Origin of the sequence: Williamsia muralis NBRC 105860, from assembly GCF_001598915.1 — a bacterium.
Taxonomy (GTDB): Bacteria; Actinomycetota; Actinomycetes; order Mycobacteriales; family Mycobacteriaceae; genus Williamsia; species Williamsia muralis.
In genome coordinates this window covers 221619-247571 of record NZ_BDAP01000005.1, presented here as the reverse complement: position 1 = coordinate 247571, position 25953 = coordinate 221619, and the positions used below count along the sequence as shown (strand labels likewise).

The window sequence follows — 25953 nt, the reverse complement described above, 5'->3', positions numbered from 1 at the left end:
GCCGCCGCGAGGTTGCCGATCAGCGGGATGATCCCTGTTTGTCGCGTGGTCTCCTGGCCGGGGCACCTGGACGGGGGGACTGGTCCCGGTTGACCCAGGCCAGGGCGACGACGAGAACGGTCACCGCCAGGGCGATGCCGGCCATCAGGCCAGTCCAGCCGGTGAAGGCCGCCGTTCCGGGTTCGTCGTAGCGCGCTTCCGCGGTCATCGGGGAGGCCTTGCCGATCTCCGGCTTCCACGACACCGCGTCGTCGCCATCCTGTTGTCCGTTGGTGGCGCTGACCGGACCGGCGAACTGGACCGAGAACTCGACATAGTCGCGGCCGGGCGCCAGACCCAGCAGGTCGGCGGTACCGCGGAACGTGACCGCGTCGCCGCGACGCTGCGCCTGCAGGTCCATGGCCACGGCCGCGTCGGGATATGCATCTTCGACGAGTTCACCCAGCTGGGTGAACTGGCCCAGAGTCGCCTCGGTGAATGTGGCACGGGTGCCGATCAGTCCGTCGCGTTTGAATTCGGTCGCGCTGACCACGGTCTCCAGCGATTGGGGCACGTCGATCTGGGGGCCCTTCTCCTGGCCGACATCCTTCTCCGCGAGGACAAGAGCACCCCACATGCGGTCACCGAACTGGGCGGGGGAGTCCGAACACGCCGCCAGGAGTGGGGCCCCGACGAGGGCCATCAGCAGCATGACCAGCGTGAGGCCGCCGGTACGGCGACCACGGGGGCGGGTTTGGATCACAGGCACGCGATCATCTTTCCATCAGGCCGGTGCATCCGGGCACCGGTGCGCCATTTGCACTCACAGCGTGTCCCGCGAACGGTTTCGCGTCCGCCGCCACAGTGCCGATCCGGCAGGCACACCGAGCACTCCCATCACGATCAATCCGTAGGGCACCGCAGGTGGCAGGTCCGGATGACCGAGGAACACCAGAAAGGCCAGGGCCGAACCGAGCCAGGTCCAGCAGAACCAACCGACAGGGGTGATGGGGGCCGGTGGCGTGGTGTCGACGGGTTCGCGATCGAGTGTGGCGAGCAGTACGAACATCAGCGCCGCCACGCCCGCCCAACCCGCATAGTTGGTCAGTGGGATCTGGTCGACTCCGGGTAGCCCGCTGTCGCGGTCATCCCACGTCCACAGGCCGGCACTGACCATCTGAGGATCCAGATAGAGGTCCCAGCCCACCATCCCGACGGTCGCGAGTGGTATCCGCAACGCCGGGTTCGAGGTCACCAGCGAGCTGATCCACCACATGCAGTAGCCGCCGGCCGTCCAGGCCAGGCCGATGACAATCGGTACGTCGAGAACGGAGGGGCCGATGCGCCCGGTTGCGTACTCGTACGCCCCGAACGGGAAAGATGTTGCGGTGCCGAGGATCTCGGCCGTCCAGCCGACACCGGCGGTGGCCGCGAACACACCCACGGTGCGCAGTGCTCCCAGCCGGGCGGCCGAATGGGCGATCATGGCTGCCGCGGAGGCCAGCACCACCACCACGGTCGCGCGGTCGCGGCCGGCGCCCTCCACCAGGGGGTAGACGATCTGGGCGGCTATGGATGTGCCCAGCAATGCGGTGGACAGCCACAGCAGTGCGGCGCCCGGAGTCGACGCCCGCGTCGGGGTGTCGTCGCCGGAGGTCATCCCCATCGGCCGCGAGTGATCCTCGCGAGGGGCGACCGTCGATCGACGAGTACGGCAGATGCCGCGATCCTGCCGCTTGCGCCGCAGACGCCGCCGCCGGGGTGGGTCGAGGCGCCTGCAAGGAAGAGCCCGGCCGCACCGGGCACCCGGTGACGGGCCAATTCGGGATGGGGGCGCCAGATCATCATCTGGTCGAGTGACATCTCGACGTGCATGATGTTGCCGCCGGTCAGGCCGAGCTCGGACTCGAGATCTGCGGGTGTCTGGACATGGACGTGCTCGATGGAGTCGGTGAAACCCGGTGCGTGGCGTTCCAATTCGGCGATGATCGCGTCGGAGGCCTCGTCGGCGTGGTCGGTCCAGCTACGCCCGCCCGACAACCGGTAGGGATGCCACTGTGCCCAGAGGCTGGTCATGTGGTGTCCCGGTGGTGCCAGCGTGGGGTCGATCGCGGAGTAACTCATCGCGATGAGGGCCGGGCGCGTGGGGAGATCGCCGGCGGAGGCGTCTGCGTACGCCCGCGCGAGATGCCCCCGGTCGGTGACCAGCAGGCCGAGTGCGGCATGCACATCGGTGTCCGCAGGCAGGCCAGGGTAGGTGGGTACGTCCGTACCGCCGAGCCGCACGGCCATCCCGATGCCGTTGCCGATCCGGATCTGCGATCGCCAGCGATCCAGTGCGGTGCGATCGAAACCGCCGGCCCGCAACAGCTCCAGCGTGGTCAGTACGTGGCAGGCGCTCACCACGGATCTGGTGCGGTGCTCGCCGCCGTCGGCGCTGCGGACCAGCCAGCCGTCGCCGCGGGGCTCCAGAGCCGTTGCGGCAGCGGACAGGAACACCTGGCCGCCATCGGAGTCGAGTTTGCGCAGTAGGGACTCGCTCAGTGCCCCGCTGCCACCGATGGCCCGGCCGGGCGGAATGGTGTGCATCGCAGCGCAGAAGCCGACCATCGGTGCACTGCCGGGCTCGTTCATCGGAGGCCCGGATTGTGCCCCGAACCAAGCCAGCGCGGCCTTGAGGTGCTCGGATTCGAACCAGTTGTCCAGCAAGGCATTCCCGGACATCAGGAATTCCTGGGACAGGCCGATGCCGGCTGTTCCGCCCCCGCCCGGTATCCGGCCGGTCAGTCCCCAGAAGGCCCGGCCCAGGGCCATGGGAGAAGGCGAGGAGGTGAACGCCGACATCATCGCGTCCGACCGGGGCCCCCACACGGCCACGAAGCGCCGGTAGGCATCGGCGTCAGCCGCTCCGCACGCCGCCTCGATCGACGCACACGTCCGGTCGAGACTCTGGTGGAAGACGATCGGCGGCCCGTCCGCGGTCCCGGGGGAGAACGCCCACGGATCGCAGTCGACGTAGCGCAGACCGTGGTCGGCCAAACCCAGCTCGTCGATGATCGGCGTGTGGCGGATCATCAGGTGTGCCGACGACCCGCGGTCGACCTTGTAGCCGGGGAATCGCTCCACGGTGGACACCGCACCCCCGGGCACACTGTCGCGTTCGAGCACCACGACCCGCTGTCCGGCCGCGGCCAGGTAGCACGCCGCGATCAGACCGTTGTGCCCGGCGCCGATGACGACCGTGTCGATCATGCCGGCGGTCATCGGCCGAGGGGGAGGGTTCGGCCGAGTACTGCAAACGGCCTCGGATCTCCCGAAAAGGTGAAGCTGCGCAACACGTCCACGAACCCGAGGCGTCGGTAGAGCCGCCACGCGCGGTTGTTCTCCTCGGTCACCTCCGGGGTGGACAGCAGGACCTGGGGTTCCGGCCGGTCGGACAGGAGTCGGGACAACATGGCTTCTCCCAGCTGCCGCCCTTGGGCAGACGGATGGACGTGCAATTCTGTCAGTTCGAAATAGTCGCCGGTGATCGCTTCGATCCGTTCGGGACTGCAACCGGCCCGGGCCAGCCCCGAACGTACCTGCTGGTTCCACCACTGGTCTCGTGCACCGCGGTAGCCGTACGCGATGCCGACCAGCCTGTCGCGGGCTCCGGCACGTTCGGGCGAGTCGACGGCAGCGACCGCTTTCCACCCAGGCCGGTGCACGTGGTCTTCCCACAGCGGAGAACGCTGCATCTCGGTGCCAGGGGGATAGTTCATCGCCGTGACATACACCGTCAGGGCGTCCGGGAGCCACGTCCGAGCATCTTGGGCCGCGAGGTCCACGAGCCGGATGGCCACTGAAGTTTCCGCCTTCTTCGCTTGAGGGTTCACACCGTCGTAGGTATATTGAATATGTCGAACGGGTGTTCGAGGCTTCAACCTCCGCAAAGGCTACGCCGCATCGTTGCCCGCAAGACGCGAGGACGGTCCGATGGTCGACGAGGGAAGCGTGGGCCATCGGACCGAACCTTCCACAGTTCACCTCCGGGAGAAGGGAGTAGAGCAGATGTCGCCGACAACCGCCCAGCGTTCACGTGGCACAGCTCGCAACCGGACGTCCGAAGCCTCGAGGCTCGAGCCGTCGCAGATCATCGCGGCACGCGATCTCCTGGAGCGCGCCGAGGTTCGGCTGCGCGAGTCCGACATCGTCACAGATCCCACCGACGAGTTCAGTGCCCTCTATCAAGCCGCGCTTCGGGGTGCCGGCGCCGCGCTCGCCGTGGCCGAACGGCCCACCCGCCGTCGCGGCTCGCGCAGCGCCTGGTCCCGTCTGCCGCATGCCCTCCCGGAGATGACCGGTTGGGCAACCTACTTCGCGGGTCTGTCGCGGCTGCGCGCTGACGCCGAAGCCGGCATCCGGGCCGTCGATTCGGTCCAGATCGACGAGCTGCGCGTGCGGGTCGACGAGTTCCTCCACGTTGTCGAGATGGAAATCGTGCGTCGCGAGCAAGGAAAGACGTCAAAATTTCCGGCGGGAGCGGCTTGATGTCTCAAATTTCGGCCGTTCAGAGCCTTCTTCACCAACTCGTGCCAGGGAATGGTGGTCGAGAATCCCAACACCTCGTATCATTTCAGGTGAGCCCACCAAAGTGGACTCGGGCAACCGGAATCTGCCTCCCCGTGAGCCCTACCGAAACCATGTGCTGAAGGAGGGGCGGGTGCCACTCTCAGAGCACGAGCAGCGCATGCTCGAACAGATCGAAAACGCTCTGTACGCCGAAGACCCGAAGTTTGCTTCGAACGTACGGTCGCGTCGCTTCGGCGGTTCCACTGCTCGGCGTCGTCTACAGGCCTCTGTGTTGTTCCTCGTGGGCTTGTTCCTGCTGATCGGCGGAGTTGTCGTCGAGGTTCGACTCGGCGGCTTCCCAATCATCAGTCTGATCGGCTTCCTCGTGATGTTCGGTGCCGGACTGCTGGCCCTGTGGGGATCGCGTGCCGGATCAACTCCGACTCGCGATGCTGCTGCGGGACCCCAGTCGCCACGTGGTGGCTCGTCCGGCCGCGAGCAACGGGGGAGGAAGTTCTCCGAGCGGATGGAAGAGCGTTTCAATCGTCGGTTCGAAGAGGAGTAGGCCGCAAGCCCCTCGACAGACCTCTCAAACCGCGTATCGCATCAGCGATACGCGGTTTTTGTTTGTTCAAAAGGGCTGAGCGCCCACTGTCCACCCCGTTCCCCACTTTCTCCCACCATGGCCGGTTTCTCCTGCAGTTGTGACTGGAGGGGCACATGTGTCGCGCTCTAGGGCTGGTCAACCGGCGCTGACACGCCATGGCAGGTTTTACCCCCCACCGTCGAATTGGTTTTCACCTGCAGTTTTAGGCGAGCAGTCGGGTTCGGCCCCGACTTTGGGGTGGAAAGTGGAGTGTTGTGGGGTACAGTGGTGATCGTTGGTGGGAGAGAACCGGACTTTCCCCACTGACCTCGGGCTGGAGGTGTCGACATGGCTGACGCTATGTTCCTCGGCACCTACACGCCCAAGCTCGATGACAAGGGGCGGCTCACGTTGCCCGCGAAGTTCCGAGACGTACTGGCAGGAGGCGTGATGATCACAAAAGGTCAAGACCGCAGCCTTGCCGTGTACCTGCGAGATGACTTCTACGAGTTGGCCAAACGAGTTCTGGCCGCCTCGAAGAACGATCCCGCTGCCCGGGCCTTCCAGCGGCAACTCAGTTCGGCGACCGATGAGCAACGCCCCGACGGGCAGGGCCGGATAACCCTGTCGGTCGACCACCGCAGATATGCGGGGTTGGCCAAAGAATGTGTGGTGATCGGCAACATGAGCCACTTGGAGATCTGGGACGCGCAGACCTGGCGCGACTACCAGGACGAGCACGAGGAGAACTATTCGAGCGTTGGGTTCGACGCTCTGGACACGGTTCTGTAGGCCGGGACCAGAAGAGAACTCACGTGGGTGCATCGAGGCCTCTGCCCGATCCGACCCTGACGCACTTCCCCAGCGCCAGGTTCGCCGATCGGGCAGGGACCAGGATCCACCCGCCACTCGAGCTTCGGCTCTACGCGGAGTTCGGCATTCCATCGACGCCGCGGTGCCGGTCTTTCCGGTACCCACACCGCACGAAGGGCAGCAGTACCGTGGATCACGTCGAGGGCCGATTCGGGCATGTCCCGGTGATGGCGACGCGAATGGTCGAACTCCTCACTCCCGCACTCACCCGTCACCACGACGACGGCACAGGCGCGACCTATCTGGACGGCACACTCGGAGCCGGCGGCCACACCGAACTCGTGGCCAAAACCTTCCCCGGTGCCGCGATCATCGGGATCGATCGAGACGAGAACGCTCTCGAACTCGCCCGCGACAGACTGTCGGCGTTCGGTGACCGCATCACTTTCGTTCACGAGCGCTATGACGCCGTGGCCGAAGCTCTCCGGCAGGCGGGTGTCGAATCGTACGACGCGGGATTGTTCGATCTCGGTGTCTCCTCCATGCAGCTCGATCAACCCGAACGAGGGTTCGCCTACTCGGTTGACGCGCCCTTGGACATGCGGATGAACCCGGCCGACGACCTCACCGCCGCCGACGTGCTCAACACGTATTCACACGGGGAGATCGCGCGCATACTCTCCGAATTCGGCGATGAGCGGTTCGCGGGCAAGATTGCCTCGGCCATCGTGCGCGAGCGGGAGACCGAGCCGTTCACGACAAGCGGACGGCTTGTCGAACTGCTGTACCGCGCCATCCCTGCAGCCACGCGCCGAACCGGTGGACACCCCGCCAAACGCACATTCCAGGCACTGCGGATCGAGGTCAACAGTGAGTTGACATCGCTACGCAATGCGCTGCCTGCCGCCTTGGACAACTTGGCCGTCGGAGGCCGGCTGGCCATCATGTCCTACCAGTCACTCGAGGACAAGATCGTCAAACGTGAGTTCGTCACCAGGTCCACATCGACGTCGCCGCGCGGGCTGCCCGTCGACTTGCCCGGTACCGCACCCGAATTCGAGCTCATCACCCGCGGGGCGGAGCGTGCCTCGGACGCCGAGATCGAACAGAATCCACGCTCGGCCTCGGTGCGGGTACGTGCAGTCGAACGAATCGCCAGGAGGAATCCGTGACCGTAGTCGATGATCAGCCCGGTGCCCGGAGTCGTCGCACGGCCGAGCCCGGTACCCGGCAGCGATCGGCGGCCGCGCAAAGGGCACTCGAGCGTCGACGCAAACGCCTTGTGCGCGAGCCGAATGCGCCAGTGCGGTCGCGTGACCGACGCGACGCCCTGCGGGCGACGGGTGAAACCGTTGCGAACGAACGAGATTCGAATGTTGTTGTTCGCCTCGTCACGTCACCGATCAAGGCCGCACGGCGGATCCCCTTTGCGGTGGTTGTGGTCGGATTGCTATTGGCAGGCCTGGCCCTCACCTTGTGGCTGTCGACGAAATCGGCTCAGGACTCGTATCAACTCGGTGTGGCCAGGGAGCAGAACGAGCAGCTGTCGGACCGTCTCAACGCACTCGTCAAAACCTACGAGTCAGGCGATTCCGCCCCCGAATTGTCAGACAAGGCAGGGCGTCTCGGGATGATCCCCGTCACGGACGTACCGCGCCTGGTCGTCGGTCCGGACGGCAGATCAACGGTTGTCGGTGACATCACGCCGGCTGATGGACCAAAAGCGCCCTCGCTCAACGACACTCCGCGTTCGACCTCCTCGGCGAACTCGGATCCGTCGCCGACGTCACCTGCCCCGACACCGGGCCAGCCGGGTACCCCTGTTCAGCAAGGCACTCCGGTTCAGCAAGGTACTCCGATCGAGCAGGGTGCCCCCGTGAACGGTGCGTCGCCGGAGGAGACGGCCAGCGGACCGCTGCCGGCCCAGCCACAGACTCCGGCAAATCCGGCCACCACACCCGGATTCAGCAATGTTCTTCCCCCAACCGGCGGCGCGCCGGGCTCAAATTCAGGGCAAACCCGTTAGCGGAGCAGAGAATTGACAACCATGACGTGCTCCCGAGCGACGAACGCCACCGCCGACGGGCGTCGTGGCCCCGGATGCCCGCGATGACGCGCCCCACACGCGATCACGATCGGCGCGCCCGCCAGCGGGCCACCGGCCGAGACCGCGCCGGCGCGGCGCGGCGGCCCCGGGGTAGGCAAGGCAAGAGCGGAGCCGGTGCCCGCGAGGGCGACAATGTGGCGGCGGGACGGTCGGCGGCAACGCGGTCCGGGTTCCCGATCGGTGGTTCCCAGCATTCGAATCAACAGGCACTGCGGGCCGGACGCCAGTTCCTGGTGCGACATCGACTCGCCAGCCTGGTGATCGTCCTGATCGTGGCGGTGGTCGCGATCAAGATGGTGATGCTTCAGGTCGTGGATGCCTCGGGATTGTCCGCGGAGGCGGCGAGTCAGCGAGCGGTCACCGAGGTGCTCCCCGCCAAGCGCGGCGCGATCGAGGACCGCAACGGGAAGGCGATCGCGTACACCGATGACGCCCGTGCCCTGACCTTTCAGCCTGTGAAGGTCCGCAAGGAGATCGAAGAGGCGAACAAGAAGACCCCGAGCCTGCCCGGTGTCGACGAACGCATCGACCAGATCGCGGCGGGCATCAGTGCGGAACTGGGTAGTGAGTACAACCAGGATTCGATCAAAGAGCTGTTGCGCAGCAACGAGAACTTTGTGTACCTCGCCCGGGCCATCAGCCCCGAGGCGGCAGGCAAGATCATCGACGAATTCCCGGAGGTGGGGTCCGAGCGACAGGACGTGCGCCTCTACCCAGGTGGGTCGCTGGCCGCGAACATCGTCGGCGACGTCGACTTCGACGGCAACGGTCTCATCGGGCTGGAGTCGTCCATGGATTCCATCCTCTCGGGCACCGATGGATCGCGAACCTACGACCGCGGCTCCGATGGCGCAGTGATCCCCGGCAGCTCGAGAAACCTGCATCCATCGGTCAACGGCGGCACCGTCGAACTCACCATCGACTCCGACATCCAGTGGTACGTCCAGAACGAGGTCGAGAAGGCCAAGAAACTGTCGAAGGCCAAGAACGCGTCGGCGGTGGTGCTCGACGCGAAGACGGGCGAGGTCCTCGCGATGGCGAACGACGGCACCTTCAACCCCGCCAAGCCGCTCGACGAGCAGGACAACGCGCAGCTGGGCGACCTGCCGATCACCTCGCCCTTCGAACCGGGGTCGGTGAACAAGATCGTCACGGCGGCTGCCGCCATCGAATACGGGATCACCAACCCGACCGAGGTGCATCAGGTGCCGGGCAGTATCGACATGGCCGATGTCACGGTGAAAGACGCCTGGGCGCACGGTGTGGAGCCCTACACCACCACGGGAATCTTCGGTAAGTCATCGAACGTCGGAACACTCATGCTCGCCGATGAGGTGGGTGAGGACCGATTCGCGGACATGGTCAAGCGATTCGGCCTCGGTCAGCGATCAGACGTCGGGCTCCCCGCCGAAAGCGCAGGCGTGGTGCCGGCACGGTCCCAGTGGTCGGGAGGCACCTTCGCCAATCTGCCCATCGGACAAGGCCTCACGATGACCTTGCTGCAGATGACAGCGATGTACCAGGCGATCGCCAACGACGGTCTGCGCATTCCGCCCCGCATCATCAAGTCGATCGAGGGGACAGGTCAGGACGGCCAGCTGCCGGCGCCCGAGGGTGTGCAGGTGGTGAGCCCGCAGACGGCTCGGACGGTGCGGGACATGTTCCGCGCGACCATCCAGAACGACCCGATGGGCGTTCAGATGGGTACCGGCGCCAAGGCCGAGGTCCCGGGTTATCAGATCAGCGGAAAGACGGGTACCGCCCAGCAGGTCGACCCCGATTGCGGTTGCTACTCGCAGTCGAGCTACAACATCACGTTCGCCGGGATCGCCCCGGCCGACAACCCCCGATACGTCATCGGGATCATGCTCGACGCCCCCACCCGCAGCAGTGACGGCACCGGAGGCCAGAGTGCTGCTCCGCTGTTCCAGAGCATTGCGTCCTGGATGCTGCAGCGCGAGCAGGTGCCGATGTCGGCGCAGCCGCCGCCGCCGCTGGTGCTGCGAGCCGAGTGACCCGTCGGCGGTATGTTGATCGAATGTCTTCTTCCGATGACTCGGTGCTGCGCCCTGCCGTGGTCGCCCCGACCGAAGTGTCGGTGCTGTCGGCCGCCTGCCACGCACGGATGGATCTGATCGGTTCGGTCGACGAACGAACGCCGGTCACCGGGGTCACCCTGCGTGCCCAGGATGTGCGTCGTGGGGATCTGTTCGCGGCCTTGCCCGGCAACCGTTTCCACGGTGCCCAGTTCGCCGCAGATGCACTGGCGGCCGGCGCCACAGCTGTGCTCACCGATCCGGCGGGCAGCGCGATCATCCAGGGTCTCGACGGCCCGCTGGACTGTGTTGTGCTGGTACACCCCGATCCGCGGCAGGTTCTCGGCGATCTGAGTTCCCGGATCTACGGGCAGCCCTCGCGGCGTCTGACCGTCATCGGGATCACCGGTACCTCTGGCAAGACCACCACCAGCTATCTGACAGAAGCAGCGTTGATGGCGTCCGGACAGTCGGTGGGGCTGATCGGAACGGTCGAGACGAGGATCGCGGGCATCCGCCAGCCGAGCGCCCTGACGACTCCGGAAGCACCGGAACTGCAGGGCCTTCTCGCCGCGATGGTGGAGCAGGGGGTGAACTCGGTGGTGATGGAGGTGTCCAGCCATGCGCTGGCACTCGGCCGGGTCGACGGCTGTGCCTTCGCTGTGGGCGCGTTCACCAACTTGTCGCAGGATCATCTCGACTTCCATCCGACGATGCGGGACTACTTCAACGCGAAATCTCTGCTTTTTCAACCTGATTCACCGGTACGCGCCCTGCGGTCGGTGGTGTGTGTCGACGACGAGTGGGGCAGGGAGATGGCCGGCGTTGCCGGGCCTGACGCGATCACCCTGTCGACCACCGGTGTCGCGGCCGACTGGCACGCGTCCGACTCGCAGGTCGCCGCCGACGGCAGCCAGAACGTCACCGTCACCGGTCCGTCCGGCGATACCCATTCCATGACGGTCCCGATGCCTGGGCGCTACAACGTCGCCAACGCGTTGACCGCGCTGGCCATCTGCGACCACATCGGCATCTCGGTCCGGACGGTGATCGACGCCATCTCCGGAGTCGCGGTGCCCGGGCGGGTGGAGAAGGTGGATCGAGGCCAGGCTTTCCTGGCCGTGGTGGACTACGCCCACAAGCCCGCGGCGCTCGAGGCGGTGATCGCCACCTTGCGGAGCCAGATCGACGGGCGGTTGGCCGTCGTGGTCGGGGCCGGTGGCGACCGGGACACCGGGAAACGGCCGTTGATGGGCGCAGCTGCGGTTCGTGGAGCCGAACTCGTTGTCATCACAGACGACAATCCACGCACCGAACGTCCCGACGACATCCGCGCACAGGTACTGGCGGGGACTCGTGAAGTAGCGGAGGCCGAACGGCCGCCCGGCGCCGCGCCGGTGCGCGACATAGGGGACCGGCGTGAGGCAATCCGCGCTGCGGTGGCCTGGGCGGAACCGGGCGACGTGGTGCTGATCGCGGGCAAAGGCCATGAGGCGGGCCAGGAGATCGATGGCGTCAAGTACCCGTTCGACGACCGGCAGGTGTTGGCCGAGGCCATCGACGACCTCGTAACCCGGCCGGATTCACCCCCGGGAGGTGGGTCATGACATCTGGTGCTTTTGACACCGCAAGCGTGCGGGCGGGACTGCGACAGCTCGCCGATGCCGTACATGCGGCCCCCGGTCGGCGCAGCTGGGCCGTGCTGGGCGAACTCGACAAACCTGCCGACTTCGACCCCGACGATCGAGCCGCAATGACGTCCTGGGTGGTCGCCCACGACGAACTGGGACGGCTGGCCGTGCGTCTGGACATCGGTCAGATCATCTGTGTGGGGACATCCCGGGCCATGCACGGCCTGCACCAGGGTGCGGTCATGGAAGGATCGTGGGGCTCCGAAGCGGTCCTGGTGTCGGCAACGGAGCAGGCGGTGGAGATACTGGACGCTCAACTCGGCGAGCACGACGTGGTGCTGGTGATGGGTGGACGCGAGTTGGGGCTGGTCGAGGCGTTGGACGAGCACGTCCCGGCCGACAAACTCCTGATGCGACAAGGGTCCGAATAACTGATGGCATTCGAACAGGTGAGGACTTATAGGTGAGGCAGATCCTGATTGCGGGCGTGATCTCGCTGGCTGTGGCGATTCTGCTGACGCCGGTGCTGATCAAGGTCTTCTCGAGGCAGGGGTTCGGCCAGGAGATCCGGGTCGAGGGGCCCAAGAGCCATCAGACCAAACGCGGTACGCCCTCGATGGGCGGCGTCGCCATCGTCGCGGCACTCTGGGCGGGCTACTGGGGCGCTCATCTCGTGGGTCTCCTGACCGATGGGAGCGGACCGACAGCCTCGGGTGTCCTCGTGCTGTCGCTCGCGACCACCCTGGCCATCGTCGGTTTCCTCGACGACTTCATCAAGATTCGTAAGCAACGCAACCTGGGCCTGAACAAGACAGCCAAGTCGGTCGGCCAGCTGATCGCGGCCCTGCTCTTCGGCATCCTGGCACTGCAGTTCCGCAACGAGGCCGGCTACACGCCCGCCAGCACCCAGCTGTCGTATGTGCGTGACATCGACGCCATCACGATGAGCTCGGTGTTGTTTGTCGTCTTCTGCTGGCTGGTGGTGTCGGCGTGGTCGAACGCGGTGAACTTCACCGACGGTCTCGACGGTCTGGCCGCAGGATCGATGGCGATGGTCCTCGGCTCGTACGTGCTGGTCACGTTCTGGCAGTACCGAAATGCCTGCGTGGGTGGACCCAAGACGGCCGAACCCGGCTGCTACACGGTCCGCGACCCCCTGGATCTGGCGTTGATCGCGGTCGCCGGCGGTGGGGCCTGCCTCGGCTTTCTCTGGTGGAATGCCGCCCCGGCCAAGATATTCATGGGCGACACCGGATCACTTGCCCTGGGAGGCATGCTTGCCGGGCTGTCCATCACCACGAGCACCGAACTGCTGATGGTTGTGGTGGGCGCGCTGTTCGTCGCCGAGATCATCTCGGTTGTCATCCAGATCGCAGTGTTCCGGACCACCGGTAGACGAGTGTTCCGAATGGCGCCGTTCCACCACCACTTCGAACTGTCGGGGTGGGCGGAGACAACGGTCATCATCCGGTTCTGGTTGCTCACGGCCATCGCCTGTGCCCTGGGATTGTCGCTGTTCTACAGCGAGTTCCTGGCGGCCAGCGGAGGATGACCGTGCCCGCTTCCGGCACCGGCACGCCGTGGGGACAACGCGTCCTGGTGGCAGGTGCCGGGATCGCCGGTGCCTCTGCGATCCGGTTCCTGCTCGGCCAGGGCACATCGGTGACGGTGTGCGACAACAACAGCAAGGCCACACGTCCACTCGTGGATCTCGGAGCCGCGGCATCCACGGTGGACGAGATCCTCGCGCGGGAGGCGTGGGTTGATGACTTCGATCTTGTGGTCACCTCTCCGGGCTTTCGTCCTGACAATCCGATGCTGGTCGCCGCGGCGGATGCCGGTCTACCCGTGTGGGGTGAGGTCGAACTGGCCTGGCACGTCGATCGGTCCGGCATCACCGGACCGCCGCGGCAATGGCTCGTGGTGACCGGGACCAACGGCAAGACCACCACCACCGGCATGGTCGAGGCCATCATGACCGCTGCGGGCGCGTCGGTGAGCGCGTGCGGCAACATCGGCCTGCCGGTGCTCGATGCCCTGGTGGCCGAGCCGCGGTCGGACGTCCTGGCGGTTGAACTCTCGTCGTTCCAGCTGTACTGGGCGCCATCGGTGCGGCCGACCGCAGGTGCCGTGCTCAACATCGCCGAAGATCACCTCGACTGGCACGGTTCCATGTCGGCCTACATCAAGGCGAAGTCGGTTGCGTTGTCCGGGCCGATTGCCGTTGTGGGGCTCGATGACCCGGTCGCCGGCATCCTTGCCGCCACCTCTGAAGGTGCGCGGACCGTGGGGTTCCGGCTCGGCACCCCGCACCCCGGCGAACTCGGGGTCTCCAACGGACAACTCGTTGATCGGGTGGACTGGGACGAGAGTGGCGACAACTCAGTTGTCGCGTTGATCGCCTTGGACAAGGTCCGGCCGACCGGGCCGTCGGGACAGTTGAATGCTCTGGCTGCCGCAGCGCTGTGCCGGGCCATCGGTGTCGGACCAGAGGCCGTGGAAGCCGGGCTCGAATCGTTCACCGTCGGCGGTCATCGCAGCACACCGGTTGCGGTCATCGACTCCACGACCTTCATCGACGATTCCAAGGCCACCAACCCTCACGCCGCGCTCGCATCCATCAGGGGACATCGCCGGGTTGTGTGGCTGGCCGGAGGGCTCCTCAAGGGGGCTTCGGTGGACGACCTCGTCGTCGCGGTTCGCGATCGGCTCGCCGGGGTGGTGATCATCGGAGCCGATCGCGACATCATTGCCGACGCAATGACACGACACGCCCCTCTGGTACCAACAGTCACAGTAGTAACAGGGGAAGATGGGGCGGTGAACACTGCTGACCCCACTGCCGTCATGGCCAGGGCGGTGCGCGCCGCCTGGGAGATGTGCGTTGCCGACCCGGACACACCGGACGCGGTCCTGCTGGCTCCCGCCGCGGCCTCACTCGACATGTTCGCCGGTTACGGGGTCCGTGGTGATGCCTTCGCCGCCAGCGCTCGCGCCCTGCCGGGTGCGCGTGTGTTGGGGGCATCCTGATGCCCCGCGGACTCGATCCCGAAGAACCCACAACAACCGGGCGCTCGCCCGACGATCAGGCCGCCGAAGACTCGGCGTTCGACGAGGCCGCCGATGCCGACGGCGCGGAGTCCGAATCAGCGACCGATGAGAAAGATTCTGCCGGAACGGATTCGGTAGCCGACGACAAGCCGGCGGCCGGTGCGTCGACCACCCGCAGGCGTCCCGAACGCAGGGTCATCACGTTCGCCGAAGGCATCGGAAACGTAGTCACGGCGATCTCCGGAGTCCTGAGCCGCCCGCTCGCCTCATTCCATCTCATTGTCACGCTGACCGTGCTGTTGACCTCGTTCGGTCTGGTGATGGTGTTGTCGGCCTCCTCGGTCGAGGGGTACTCGAAGACCGGATCGTCCTATGGGCTGTTCACCACGCAGCTGGTGTTCGCCGCGCTCGGTGTGGTGCTGTTCTACTTCGCCGTCCGGATGCCGATCAGGTTGATGCGCAGGTTGGCTGCGCCCGCCATGATCGTCGCGACGATCATGCTCATGCTCGTTCTGGTGCCGGGCATCGGCAGCCTGGTCCAGGGTTCGCGGCGGTGGTTCACCGTCGGTGGCTTGTCGGTCCAACCGTCCGAACTCGCCAAAGTGGCCCTGTGTGTTTGGGGCGCTCATCTGCTGGCGTCGCGTCGGCGTGACAACGCATCGCTTCGCGAATTGCTGGTCCCGCTGATTCCGGTCTCCTTCTTGGTATGCGTGCTCATCATCCTCGAGCCGAACCTCAGTACCACCATCACCATCGCGGTCATCGTCGGTGCGCTGCTGTGGTTTGCCGGCCTGCCGGTGAAGGTGTTCTTGTCATTTGCCGCCACCGGTGTGGTCGCGGCCGGTGTCCTGGCGATGACCGCCGGGTACCGAAGTGAGCGCGTGCAGAGCTTCCTCGGACACATCGACGACCCGCAGGGCGCGGGATATCAAGCGCGACAGGCAGGCTACGCCCTCGCCAATGGGGGTGTCTTCGGTGAAGGACTCGGCCAGAGTCGCGCCAAATGGAACTACCTCCCGAACGCCCACAACGACTTCATCTTCGCGATCATCGGCGAGGAGCTCGGACTAATCGGTGGCGTTGTTGTCCTGCTCCTGTTCGGACTTCTCGCGTACGTGGGTCTGCGCATCGCCACGCGCTCGGTGGACCCGTTCCTGCGGCTGCTGACCGCAACCATCACCGTGCTGGTCACTGCCCAGGCACTGATCAACATCGGCTACGTTGTCGGCCTCCTGCCGGTCACCGGTATCCAGCTGCCCCTGTTGTCGGCCGGTGGCACATCCACGTTCACCACGTTGGTGATGTTCGGCCTGCTCGCCAACGCCGCACGACACGAACCCGAGGCGGTTGCCGCGTTGGCTGCCGGGGGAGATGGCCGTTTCGGCCGCATGTTGCGACTGCCCAATCCGGTTCCGTATTCACAGACCCGCGCCGAGGTGCTCCGCGAACGACTCGATCGTCGCCGGGGTAAGCAGGATTCACGCCCGGCCACCCGCGCCCGCAGGGCCGCGGTCGCCGAACCCGCCCGACGTCGGACGCGCGGTACGCAGCCGCCACGCAGTTACCCGCCACCACAGCGGACCAGGCGCGGGCGTGGGGTGCCGAGGCAGCAGGACTGGGGATATGGCGGTACCGCCAGCCCACCGCAGACACGGGCTCGGCCCCTGCGCAAGCCTGCGGATGCCTCGGCCGCCAGCCCACCGCAGACACGGGCTCGGCCCCTGCGCAAGCCTGCAGATGCCTCGGCCGCCAGCCCACCGCAGACACGGGCCCGGCCCCTGCGCAAGAATGACCCGTATGCCCGACAGCGTCAGCAACAAGATCCTCGCCGTGGGAGCACCCCGGCACCGCGTTACCGGGATCCGGAACGGTGGCGGTGACCGGACCCGCATCTGCGGCGGTACCCGAAGTGAGTGAGTCGACCCGTCCGTTGTCGATCGTCGTCGCAGGCGGTGGGACCGCCGGACACATCGAGCCGGCGATGGCTGTCGCCGATGCCGTGCGCGACCTCGATCCGAGTATCGAGGTCACAGCGCTCGGCACCGCTCGCGGTCTGGAGACCACTCTGGTCCCAGAGCGTGGCTACCGGCTCGAACTGATCCCGCCCGTCCCGTTGCCCCGCAAGCCCAACGCCGATCTGGCCAGGCTGCCGCTACGGCTTCGCGCGTCGGTGGCGGCCACCCGTCGAGTTCTCGACGAGGTGAACGCCGATGTGGTGATCGGATTCGGCGGATACGTGGCCCTGCCCGCCTATATCGCTGCCCGGATGCGCCCGCGTTCGCGGCGGGTGCCGGTGGTCATCCACGAGGCCAATGCACGTGCAGGCGTGGCCAACAAGGTCGGCGCTCGGCTGGCACAGCGGGTGCTCGCCGCCGTGCCCGGCTCGGGTTTGGATGCCGAAGTCGTCGGCATTCCGGTGCGGGCATCGATCTCGGATCTGGACCGCGCAGGTCTTCGTGCGCAGGCCCGTGAGTTCTTCGGGCTGGACCCTGATGCGCCGACGCTGTTGGTGTTCGGTGGATCGCAGGGCGCCCTGAGTTTGAACACTGCGGTGCGGGGTGCCGCTCAGGTGTTGGCGGACAACAAGATCGGTGTATTGCACGCTTACGGCAAGAAGAACACGCTCGAACCGTTCGAGGCCGAGTGTCCCTACGTGGCGCTGCCGTACATCTCGCGGATGGATCTGGCGTACGCCGCCGCAGACCTGGCGATCTGTCGATCGGGAGCGATGACGGTTGCCGAGGTGTCGGCGACCGGACTCCCCGCGGTCTACGTGCCCCTGCCACATGGCAATGGGGAGCAGCGGTTGAACGCGGCACCGCTGGTGTCGGCCGGTGGCGGGATCTTGGTCGACGACGCCGATCTCACGCCCGACTACGTGGCCCGCACCATTCCACCCCTGCTGACCGATCCCGGCCGGCTGGCCGCGATGTCGAAGGCCGCGGCGGGCGCAGGAGCTCGGGGTGCGGCCCAGGCCGTGGCTCGGGCCGGCATCGAGCTCGCGCAGGCGCATCGCTCCGGGGGGTCGACATGAACGAGACCTCGACCACCGGCGTCGAACAGGCTCTGCCACCGCAACTCTCACGTGTGCACATGGTCGGTATCGGTGGGGCCGGAATGTCCGGGTTGGCGCGCATCCTGCTGGCGCGCGGGGGACAGGTGTCGGGTAGCGATGCCAAGGAGTCACGCACTGTCATCGATCTCCGGACTCGCGGTGCCAAGATTCAGATCGGTCACGACCGGTCGGCACTCGAGTTGCTCGAGGGTGGGCCCACCGTGGTCGTCACGACCTTCGCGGCGATCCCGAAGACAAATCCCGAACTCGTCGCCGCGCGTGAACTGGATATCCCGGTGCTGCTGCGGCCGGCGGTGTTGGCGACGCTCATGGAGGGTCATCGCAACCTGCTCATCGCGGGCACCCACGGAAAGACATCCACCACTTCGATGGCCGTTGTCGCGTTGCAGCACTGCGGCTTCGAGCCGTCGTTCGCCGTCGGGGGCGAGCTCAACGAGTCCGGTACCAACGCTTATCACGGCTCCGGCGACGTGTTCGTCGCCGAAGCCGACGAGAGCGACGGCTCGCTGCTCCAGTACAGCCCGGACGTCGCGGTCGTGACCAACGTGGAGTCCGACCATCTCGATTTCTTCGGGACCACCGAGGCCTATGTGCAGGTCTTCGATGACTTCGCCGACCGGATCAATCCCGGTGGCGCTTTGATCGTGTGCCTGGACGATCCAGGCTCGGCTGCGCTGGCCGGCAGAGTGGCTGCGCGGATGGCCGAGCGTGGGGTGTCCGTGCTCGGATACGGCGAAGGTACCCAGGCGCACCTGGCCGGTGGCGTGGGACTCACCGTCCAGTTGCTCGAATGGCAGAGCCGGGCCAGCGGTGGCATCGCGAAGGTGCGGTTCACCGATGTCGATGGCGATGTGCAGGAGCGGTCCATCATCCTGACCGTTCCCGGCAAACACATGGCGCTCAACGCGATTGCCGCGATGATCGCGGGCGTGTGTCTGGGGGCGTCGGTCTCGGGCGTCATCGAGGGCGTCGAGGGGTTTGCCGGAGTGCACCGTCGTTTCCAGCTCCGTGGCCGAGTCGGACGCATACGCGTCTTCGACGACTACGCCCATCACCCCACCGAAGTACGCGCTGTGCTCACCGCGGCCCGGGACATGGTGGATGCAGACGGCGGTCGCGTGGTGGCGATATTCCAGCCGCACCTGTATTCGCGCACCGAAACCTTTGCCCGTGAGTTCGCCGAATCGCTGAGCCTCGCCGACCAGGTGATCGTGCTCGACGTCTACGGTGCTCGGGAGGAACCGATCCCGGGCATCTCGGGTCTGACCATCGCCGACCAGATCACCAAACCCGTTGCCTTTCAGCCCGATGTCTCGGCGCTGCCCGCTCAGATCGCCGACATGGCTGCTCCCGACGACGTGATCCTGACCATCGGCGCCGGCGATGTGACGATGCAGGCCGCCGAGATCGTGGAGGCTCTGCGTGATCGGGGGCATCACCGAGCTGATGGCGGGACGCCGAAAGGTGGCCGATGAGCGAGCGGCGCCGGCCCCACCGGGGCAGGGGCAGACGTGGCGATCATCGAGATGCCAAGGGATCGCGCGGCGTTCCGGTGGACCCGAAGGGACAGTCGCACCCTGACGACCTGACCGAGCCCGATGACCTCACCGAACCCGATGAGTCCGAACCCGATGACCTCACCGACCTGGTCGACGTGACGGTCGGTGGTGGAATCGGAAGTGAACCCGGTGACCCGGTCGACCCCGACGAGCCGGTGGACTCGGACCGATCCGGTGCGGTCGCGCGCAAACCTCGCCGAGGAGCCAGAGCCTCCCGTCGCGCACGGGGTGTCAGTGGGCTGCGACTACTGCTGCTCACAGTGGGGGCCATCGTGGTGGTGATCGCACTGACGGCGGTGGCCTATTTCTCTCCTCTGATGTCGGTTCGAACCATCGAGGTGACCGGTAACTCGATTGTGCAGTCTCCGGAGATCGTCGCCGCGGCAGCACTTTCCAAGGGCGAGCCGCTGATGCAGGTGGACACCGCAGCTGCGGCCCAGAGGGTGTCGATGATCCCGCGCGTGGCCACGGTGCGGGTCAAGCGCGAGTATCCGTCGACCATCACCGTCTCCGTGGTCGAACGTCAGCCGGTGGTCTTCACCGAGCGAGACGGCAAGCGTTATCTGATGGACAAGTTGGGCTTCGAGTTCGCGCAACAGGATCCACCGCCGGGCCTGGCCGAACTGGTCACGCCGAATCCCGGTTCCGGAGATCCTTCGACCCGTGCGGCGCTCAGTGTGATGACCGGGGTCCCCGCCTATGTGGCCGATCAGGTCGCCCGTATCGAGGTCACCTCGCCGGTGAACATCGTGCTGCAGCTCAAGGACAATCGCACCGTGGTGTGGGGCGACGACGAACGCAACGGTGAAAAGGCGGAGACACTCCGGCACGTTCTGGGGCAGGAAGGCACCGAGTACAACGTGTCGAGCCCGCAGAATCCGACCTTCAAGTAGATTTCGAGCCCGATTTCTTCGGTTCTTGGCGACACGCCGCAGCGCTTGCTGGCTCCACAGTCCGATGGTGCCTAGCGTTTCCCCCAGCACGTGACTACTTGACATAACTCTAAGCCTGTGGTTTAGGTTGAGGGTTTTCGTCCCGGTGGGTGCGAGCAGCAGAGCCAGATGGTTCGGATCGAAACAAAAGGAAGGCGAGCGCTATGACGCCCCCGCACAACTACCTTGCCGTGATCAAGGTCGTCGGTATTGGCGGCGGCGGAGTCAATGCCGTCAACCGCATGATCGAACAAGGCCTCAAGGGGGTCGAGTTCATCGCGATCAACACCGATGCACAGGCCCTGCTGATGAGCGACGCCGACGTCAAACTCGACGTCGGTCGCGACTCCACGCGTGGCCTCGGCGCCGGTGCCGATCCCGAGGTGGGACGCCGCGCCGCCGAAGATGCCAAAGATGAGATCGAGGAATTGATCAAGGGCGCCGACATGGTGTTCGTGACCGCGGGTGAGGGTGGCGGTACCGGAACCGGTGGCGCTCCTGTCGTCGCGAGCATCGCACGCAAACTGGGTGCACTCACGGTCGGTGTCGTGACCCGCCCGTTCTCCTTCGAGGGAAAGCGTCGTGGTGGCCAGGCAGAGGTCGGTATCGCCGCACTGCGTGAATCATGCGACACCCTCATCGTGATCCCCAACGACCGGCTGCTCCAGATGGGTGATGCCGCAGTCAGTTTGATGGATGCCTTCCGCAGCGCCGACGAGGTTCTCCTCAACGGTGTGCAGGGCATCACCGATCTGATCACCACGCCTGGTCTGATCAACGTCGACTTCGCCGACGTCAAAGGTGTGATGAGCAATGCGGGCAGTGCCCTGATGGGCATCGGTTCGGCGCGGGGAGAGTCGCGGGCGACCAAGGCCGCGGAGTCGGCGATCAACTCGCCGTTGCTCGAGGCCTCCATGGAAGGTGCTCACGGCGTGCTGATCTCGATCGCCGGCGGAAGTGATCTCGGCCTGTTCGAGATCAATGAGGCAGCGACGCTGGTGCAGGAAGCCGCACACATCGACGCGAACATCATCTTCGGCACGGTCATCGACGACAATCTCGGAGACGAGGTGCGGGTGACGGTGATCGCCGCCGGCTTCGACAGTGGTTCGCCCGCACGCAAACCCGTCGAATCTGCTGCGACTGCTGCAGCACGTACGAGTGGCTCGGTCGGTTCGGCACGCGCCGGGTCGGTGTCGGCCGGTGGCAACACCACCGAACGGCGTGACCCGCTGTTCGCGCAGGTGCCCGCCGGTGACCCCTTCGCCGACGATCGCTCGTCGCGCAACGGCTCGTCGCGTCCGGCTCACGGTCTCGACGAGGCCGACGACGAGGTGGATGTCCCACCGTTCATGAAGCGCTGAGCCCCGTAGTGGGGATACGGATCAGGCGGGTTGTCACCGCCCGGTCCGGTGGTGTCTCCACCGGTCCGTACGCGTCGTTCAACCTCGGTGATCATGTGGGCGACGATCCGGATGCGGTGCGCCGCAATCGGCTTCGCCTCGCCGAGAAGATCGGCGTGGACCCGGCGCGCATGGTGTGGATGGAGCAGATCCACAGCCGCAACGTGACCCGGGTGGACGAGCCGGTGACGGGCGCAGTGCCTGCCACCGATGCGTTGATCACCACCACGCCCGACCTTGCGTTGGCCGTCCTCAGTGCTGATTGCGTGCCGGTGATGCTCAGTGACGAGACGGCGGGTGTGATCGCCGCGGTGCATGCCGGCCGGGTCGGAGCGCGCATCGGGATCATTCCCCGCACGCTCGAGGCCATGGAGGAAGCCGGCGCCAAGGTCAGCCGGATCGGCGCGTTCCTCGGCCCCGCCGCCAGCGGTCGTCAGTACGAGGTGCCCGCGCAGATGCAGGCAGATGTCGAAAAGCACCTCCCCGGTAGCGCCACCCGCACCGCCAAGGGGACTCCCGGACTGGACCTGCGTGCCGGGATTCGCCGTCAGCTCCTGTCCTCGGGCGTCTCGGCGGTGGCCGAGGACCCGCGGTGCACCATCGAGGACCCCGCGCTCTTCAGTCATCGCCGCGACAATCCCACCGGCCGGCTGGCCTGTGTGATCTGGATGGACAGTGGCAGTGCCTGATCAGGAGTCGGTGTCGCCTGCACGGGCGTCGCAACTGGCGGCCAATCTGGCCGGCGTCCGCCGGCGCGTGGACGAGGCGTGTGTCGCGGCCGGTCGTTCTCCCGCCGATGTCGCGCTGCTGCCGGTGACGAAGTTCTTCCCTGCGGCGGACGTGTTGGCGCTGATCGAGGCCGGTGCCACCGAGTTCGGTGAGTCCCGGGAACCCGAGGCCGGCCGGAAGGCCGAAGATGTGCGAACCGCCACCGGCCGCACGGATCTGCGCTTCCACATGATCGGTCAACTGCAGCGCAACAAGGCCAAGTCCGTTGCGCGCTGGGCTGATCGAGTGCATTCGGTGGACAGCCTGAAGTTGGCGCACACCCTCGACCGCGCCACCGGCGTCGCCCTCGACAATGGTGACCGCGCTGCCGCGTTGGAGGTGCTGATTCAGGTCGGCCTAGATGATGACGAGGCGAAAGGCCGTGGGGGAGTGGCGGAAAGCGACCTCGCCGGGCTGGCCGAGTCGATCGCCGAACTACCCAATTTGGTTCTGTGCGGGCTGATGGTCATCGCTCCGCTGCACGGTTCGGCGGACCGCTGGATGGCGGAGTCAGCACGCATCCACCGCGATTTCGTAGCGCAGTACCCCGAGGCGCGAGAGCTGTCCGCGGGTATGTCGGGAGACTTGGAGATCGCAGTGCAACACGGATCAACCTGCGTGCGTGTCGGTACCGCGATCATGGGGGACAGGCCGCTAATCTCGCCATAACGGTTAGTCACATCAGTAACAGCGACAACATGACTAACAGTGGCAACAGGACTGCAGGAGTTGTCGAGTACCGGCCGCGGCTGAAAGAGGAATTGCGATGAGCACCATCCACAAGTTCAAGGCGTACTTCGGCATGGTCCCTCCCGGTGACTACGAAGACGACTACCTGGACGATCCCGCTCCCGCGCGGTCGCGCCGCTACGAGCGCGACTACCGCGACGAGCCCGACTTCCGCGAAGGCGATTACCGCGCCGAGTACCGCGACGACGTGGACGACCGCGACTACCGCGAAGCCGACTTCCGTGACGGTGAATACGAGCGCGTTCCCGAGTACGCCTACGCCGGCGCCCGGCGCCCGCAGTTCGAATCGATCGACCGTTACGCTGCTGCCCCCGCGCCGGCACGGATGACCGGCCGCCTCGAACCGCTCGCCACGCGCACGGTCGGCACCCGGCCCTCCGCAGTCGGTGGCCCCTCCACCCGTGGCGCCCTCGCCATCGACCCGCGCGCAGAACTCGACCGGGTCTTCGAAGAGGGCAACCCGCTCGGCAAGATCACCACCCTTCGGCCCAGCAGCTATGCCGAGGCGCGCACGATCGGCGAGCGGTTCCGCGACGGTAGCCCCGTGATCATGGATCTCGTTGAGATGAGCAACGCCGACGCCAAGCGACTCGTCGACTTCGCCGCCGGTCTCGCGTTCGCGCTGCACGGCTCGTTCGACAAGGTGGCCACCAAGGTGTTCCTGCTGGCTCCTGCCGACATCGACGTCTCGCCCGAGGATCGCAAGAAGATCGCCGAAACCGGTTTCTACAACCACCAGTAGGTCGGCCGACCGGCCCGCCGGCCTGTCGTTTTCACATCCGGGACCGAAATCGGGCAGAGTTGTGGCGTGACGATCGCACGCGAGATTATCTACTACCTCCTTTTCATCTACTGGCTGCTTCTGCTCGGTCGGTTGGTGATCGAATTGGTGCGAACCTTCGCCCGGGAGTGGCGACCCACCGGAGCCTCGGTGGTGGTCATCGAAACTGTCTTCACCACGACAGACCCACCCATCAAGGCCCTGCGTCGAATTCTGCCGCCGATCCCGCTCGGACCTGTTCGCCTGGACCTGTCGCTGATGATCACGATGATCGTGGTTCTCATCGCGATGTCGTTGGTCGCCCCCTAGTCGGATTCGACCGCGGGTCGTACCCCCGGATGGCAAGCGGGGGCATTAGTATCGAGTAGGTTGATAACGAACGGGTCACAAACTCGGGACGCGCCGAAGTAAATGGTGCGTTTTGACACCCGTTTGATTTCGACATAGCAACCAAAGGGTGCGACGAACGGTTCTAGTGTGACAGGATGGACGCCAGTTACAGCTAGATGTCGATCGTGAATAATATGGCTGACTGATCCATGATCTGGGTCGCGTCAGAAGTGGAATTCATGGGCGGTGACTACGCCAGCCAGCACCTCCAGACAAGCAGACCAATGTTCGACACAAGGTATAAGGGGACCGACCAATGCGGCTGACACCAGCTGATGTGCACAACGTCGCGTTCAGCAAACCGCCGATCGGTAAGCGCGGCTACAACGAGGACGAAGTCGATCAGTTCCTCGACTTCGTAGAAGCTGAACTGGCGCGTCTGATCGAAGAGAACTCCGACTTGAAGCAGCGCGTCGAGGAGCTCGAAGGCGAGGTGGATCAGGCCAAGAAGTCTGCGCCCGCGCAAGAGCCGGCGACACAGACCTTCGCCAAGCAGCAGCCTCCGGCCCCCGAGCCGGCGGCGCAGCAGCAGCCGCAGCAGTCCTCCAACGAGGACCAGAGCATCCGGGCAGCCCGCGTGCTGGGCCTGGCCCAGGAGACCGCGGATCGTCTGACCAACAACGCGCGCAGCGAGTCCGAGGCCATGGTTGCCGACGCACGCGCACGTGCCGATGCTCTCGTCGGCGACGCCCGCTCGAAGTCCGAGGCGATGCTGAGCGATGCCCGTCAGCGTTCCGAGGCGATTCTGGCCGACGCGCAGTCGCGCGCCGAGACCCAGACCCGGCAGGCGCAGGAGAAGGCCGACGCTCTGCAGGCCGACGCCGAGCGCAAGCACACCGAGATCATGGGCACGATCAACCAGCAGCGCTCTGTACTCGAGGGTCGAATCGAACAGCTCAAGACGTTCGAGCGCGAGTACCGCACGCGGCTCAAGACGTACCTCGAATCCCAGCTCGAAGAGTTGCAGCAGCGTGGCAGCGCCGCACCGGTGGACAACGCACGTGGTGGCGACGCTTTCTCGTCCGATCCCGGCAATGGTGGTTTCACCAACTCCGGCGGATTCAGCAAGCCGAACAACTGATTTTCGTCGGGGTCTGATCCGTGCTGGTGCTGGCGCTGGGCGCCACCCTGGTGGGATTCGTCCTGCTGGTGGCGGCGCTGATCAGCGGGGTCCTCTGGCTCGCGGTCGCGTGCATCGTGGTGTGCGTGATCGGAGTCGGATTCCTGCTGGCAGACCTGATCGGGCTCGGCCGCCGGTCGAACTCTGATCAGGCCGACCACGACGCCCGGGCAGACTCGGGCGCGGACGACCAAGCAGACCCCGGGTCCGCCGATCAGGTGCGAGACCGGAGCGGGCATCAGCAGGACGCGGATGCGCAGGGTCACTCGGATGCGCCGGGTCACCGGTACGACGATGACCCGCCCACCGAGGAAATACATCTCGACAAGCCGCGTTAGACTTGTCATCAGCGTTGATCCGGCCATCACCGGGGAGCTCTCGGAAGAACAGGATCGCCCTGGGCGATCCCCAGTAGAACCG

25 protein-coding genes are annotated in these 25953 nt (G+C 65.9%); 21 read left to right on the top strand and 4 right to left on the bottom strand.

The features are described 5' to 3' along the window. Nucleotides 1-19 precede the first annotated feature (19 nt). Genes WIMU1_RS26440 through WIMU1_RS19075 form a run of 4 tightly spaced genes read right to left on the bottom strand, consistent with a single transcriptional unit; the run spans nucleotide 20 to nucleotide 3821 of the window. Nucleotides 20-748, bottom strand: coding sequence for an LppM family (lipo)protein (locus tag WIMU1_RS26440; protein ID WP_158599261.1), 729 nt, complete (start codon nucleotides 746-748; stop codon nucleotides 20-22). 54 nt (nucleotides 749-802) lie between these two features. Beyond that, nucleotides 803-1639: a carotenoid biosynthesis protein gene (locus WIMU1_RS19085; RefSeq protein WP_084248419.1), complete on the bottom strand. Its 837-nt coding sequence runs from the start codon at nucleotides 1637-1639 to the stop codon at nucleotides 803-805. Beyond that, nucleotides 1636-3243, bottom strand: a complete 1608-nt coding sequence (locus tag WIMU1_RS19080) for a phytoene desaturase family protein (protein WP_081729568.1) — start codon at nucleotides 3241-3243, stop codon at nucleotides 1636-1638. Before WIMU1_RS19080 ends, WIMU1_RS19085 begins: the two co-directional genes overlap by 4 nt. After that, a complete protein-coding gene (locus tag WIMU1_RS19075; RefSeq protein ID WP_030171444.1) occupies nucleotides 3240-3821 on the bottom strand; it encodes a GNAT family N-acetyltransferase in 582 nt (193 codons plus the stop codon). The genes WIMU1_RS19080 and WIMU1_RS19075 overlap by 4 nt, the downstream gene beginning before the upstream one ends. 208 nt (nucleotides 3822-4029) lie before the next feature. Between WIMU1_RS19075 and WIMU1_RS19070 the strand changes: the two genes are divergently transcribed. The 21 genes from WIMU1_RS19070 to WIMU1_RS18970 all read left to right on the top strand — a co-directional run bounded on the left by WIMU1_RS19070 (nucleotide 4030) and on the right by WIMU1_RS18970 (nucleotide 25871). After that, a complete protein-coding gene (locus tag WIMU1_RS19070) occupies nucleotides 4030-4509 on the top strand; it encodes an SAV_6107 family HEPN domain-containing protein (protein ID WP_158599262.1) in 480 nt (159 codons plus the stop codon). Nucleotides 4510-4681: 172 nt separating this feature from the next. Beyond that, nucleotides 4682-5095, top strand: coding sequence for an SCO2097 family morphological protein (locus WIMU1_RS19065; protein ID WP_031330998.1), 414 nt, complete (start codon nucleotides 4682-4684; stop codon nucleotides 5093-5095). Between the two features lie 381 nt (nucleotides 5096-5476). Then, nucleotides 5477-5908, top strand: coding sequence for a division/cell wall cluster transcriptional repressor MraZ (gene mraZ / locus WIMU1_RS19060; protein WP_023953698.1), 432 nt, complete (start codon nucleotides 5477-5479; stop codon nucleotides 5906-5908). A gap of 248 nt (nucleotides 5909-6156) precedes the next feature. Then, nucleotides 6157-7101: a 16S rRNA (cytosine(1402)-N(4))-methyltransferase RsmH gene (gene rsmH / locus WIMU1_RS19055; RefSeq protein WP_062799853.1), complete on the top strand. Its 945-nt coding sequence runs from the start codon at nucleotides 6157-6159 to the stop codon at nucleotides 7099-7101. Further along, a complete protein-coding gene (gene ftsL, locus WIMU1_RS19050) occupies nucleotides 7098-7955 on the top strand; it encodes a cell division protein FtsL (RefSeq protein ID WP_062799530.1) in 858 nt (285 codons plus the stop codon). The genes rsmH and ftsL overlap by 4 nt, the downstream gene beginning before the upstream one ends. 83 nt (nucleotides 7956-8038) lie before the next feature. After that, nucleotides 8039-10051 carry a peptidoglycan D,D-transpeptidase FtsI family protein gene (locus WIMU1_RS19045; RefSeq protein ID WP_062799851.1) on the top strand — a complete coding sequence of 671 codons (2013 nt, stop codon included), beginning with the start codon at nucleotides 8039-8041 and terminating at the stop codon, nucleotides 10049-10051. A 23-nt stretch (nucleotides 10052-10074) separates the two neighbouring features. Continuing rightward, nucleotides 10075-11679 carry a UDP-N-acetylmuramoyl-L-alanyl-D-glutamate--2,6-diaminopimelate ligase gene (locus tag WIMU1_RS19040; protein ID WP_062799529.1) on the top strand — a complete coding sequence of 535 codons (1605 nt, stop codon included), beginning with the start codon at nucleotides 10075-10077 and terminating at the stop codon, nucleotides 11677-11679. After that, complete coding sequence (locus WIMU1_RS19035; protein ID WP_120802715.1) at nucleotides 11676-12134, top strand: UDP-N-acetylmuramoyl-tripeptide--D-alanyl-D-alanine ligase; 459 nt, start codon at nucleotides 11676-11678, stop codon at nucleotides 12132-12134. The genes WIMU1_RS19040 and WIMU1_RS19035 overlap by 4 nt, the downstream gene beginning before the upstream one ends. Before the next feature lie 32 nt (nucleotides 12135-12166). Then, entirely contained in the window at nucleotides 12167-13255 is a 1089-nt protein-coding gene (gene mraY / locus WIMU1_RS19030; RefSeq protein ID WP_023961086.1) for a phospho-N-acetylmuramoyl-pentapeptide-transferase, read from the top strand. After that, nucleotides 13252-14733 carry a UDP-N-acetylmuramoyl-L-alanine--D-glutamate ligase gene (murD, locus tag WIMU1_RS19025; protein ID WP_062799525.1) on the top strand — a complete coding sequence of 494 codons (1482 nt, stop codon included), beginning with the start codon at nucleotides 13252-13254 and terminating at the stop codon, nucleotides 14731-14733. The genes mraY and murD overlap by 4 nt, the downstream gene beginning before the upstream one ends. Then, nucleotides 14733-16634, top strand: coding sequence for a putative lipid II flippase FtsW (ftsW, locus tag WIMU1_RS19020; RefSeq protein ID WP_084248392.1), 1902 nt, complete (start codon nucleotides 14733-14735; stop codon nucleotides 16632-16634). Before murD ends, ftsW begins: the two co-directional genes overlap by 1 nt. After that, complete coding sequence (murG, locus tag WIMU1_RS19015; RefSeq protein WP_062799524.1) at nucleotides 16631-17788, top strand: undecaprenyldiphospho-muramoylpentapeptide beta-N-acetylglucosaminyltransferase; 1158 nt, start codon at nucleotides 16631-16633, stop codon at nucleotides 17786-17788. The genes ftsW and murG overlap by 4 nt, the downstream gene beginning before the upstream one ends. Next, nucleotides 17785-19305, top strand: coding sequence for a UDP-N-acetylmuramate--L-alanine ligase (gene murC, locus WIMU1_RS19010; RefSeq protein WP_062799522.1), 1521 nt, complete (start codon nucleotides 17785-17787; stop codon nucleotides 19303-19305). The genes murG and murC overlap by 4 nt, the downstream gene beginning before the upstream one ends. After that, the gene (locus WIMU1_RS19005) at nucleotides 19302-20282 is read left to right on the top strand and encodes a cell division protein FtsQ/DivIB (protein ID WP_084248391.1); all 981 of its coding nucleotides are present in this window, start codon (nucleotides 19302-19304) and stop codon (nucleotides 20280-20282) included. The genes murC and WIMU1_RS19005 overlap by 4 nt, the downstream gene beginning before the upstream one ends. Before the next feature lie 203 nt (nucleotides 20283-20485). Beyond that, nucleotides 20486-21685, top strand: coding sequence for a cell division protein FtsZ (ftsZ, locus tag WIMU1_RS19000; RefSeq protein ID WP_030171406.1), 1200 nt, complete (start codon nucleotides 20486-20488; stop codon nucleotides 21683-21685). Nucleotides 21686-21699: 14 nt separating this feature from the next. Further along, nucleotides 21700-22413, top strand: coding sequence for a peptidoglycan editing factor PgeF (pgeF, locus tag WIMU1_RS18995; RefSeq protein ID WP_051721856.1), 714 nt, complete (start codon nucleotides 21700-21702; stop codon nucleotides 22411-22413). Then, the gene (locus WIMU1_RS18990) at nucleotides 22406-23161 is read left to right on the top strand and encodes a YggS family pyridoxal phosphate-dependent enzyme (RefSeq protein ID WP_062799848.1); all 756 of its coding nucleotides are present in this window, start codon (nucleotides 22406-22408) and stop codon (nucleotides 23159-23161) included. Before pgeF ends, WIMU1_RS18990 begins: the two co-directional genes overlap by 8 nt. A 97-nt stretch (nucleotides 23162-23258) precedes the next feature. Continuing rightward, on the top strand, nucleotides 23259-23984 hold the full coding sequence (locus tag WIMU1_RS18985) for a cell division protein SepF (protein ID WP_030171398.1): 726 nt from the start codon (nucleotides 23259-23261) through the stop codon (nucleotides 23982-23984). 66 nt (nucleotides 23985-24050) lie between these two features. After that, a complete protein-coding gene (locus WIMU1_RS18980; protein ID WP_062799518.1) occupies nucleotides 24051-24332 on the top strand; it encodes a YggT family protein in 282 nt (93 codons plus the stop codon). A 337-nt stretch (nucleotides 24333-24669) separates the two neighbouring features. Beyond that, a complete protein-coding gene (wag31, locus tag WIMU1_RS18975) occupies nucleotides 24670-25494 on the top strand; it encodes a DivIVA-like cell division protein Wag31 (RefSeq protein WP_062799516.1) in 825 nt (274 codons plus the stop codon). Nucleotides 25495-25514: 20 nt separating this feature from the next. Continuing rightward, complete coding sequence (locus WIMU1_RS18970) at nucleotides 25515-25871, top strand: hypothetical protein (RefSeq protein ID WP_062799514.1); 357 nt, start codon at nucleotides 25515-25517, stop codon at nucleotides 25869-25871. Nucleotides 25872-25953 lie beyond the last annotated feature (82 nt).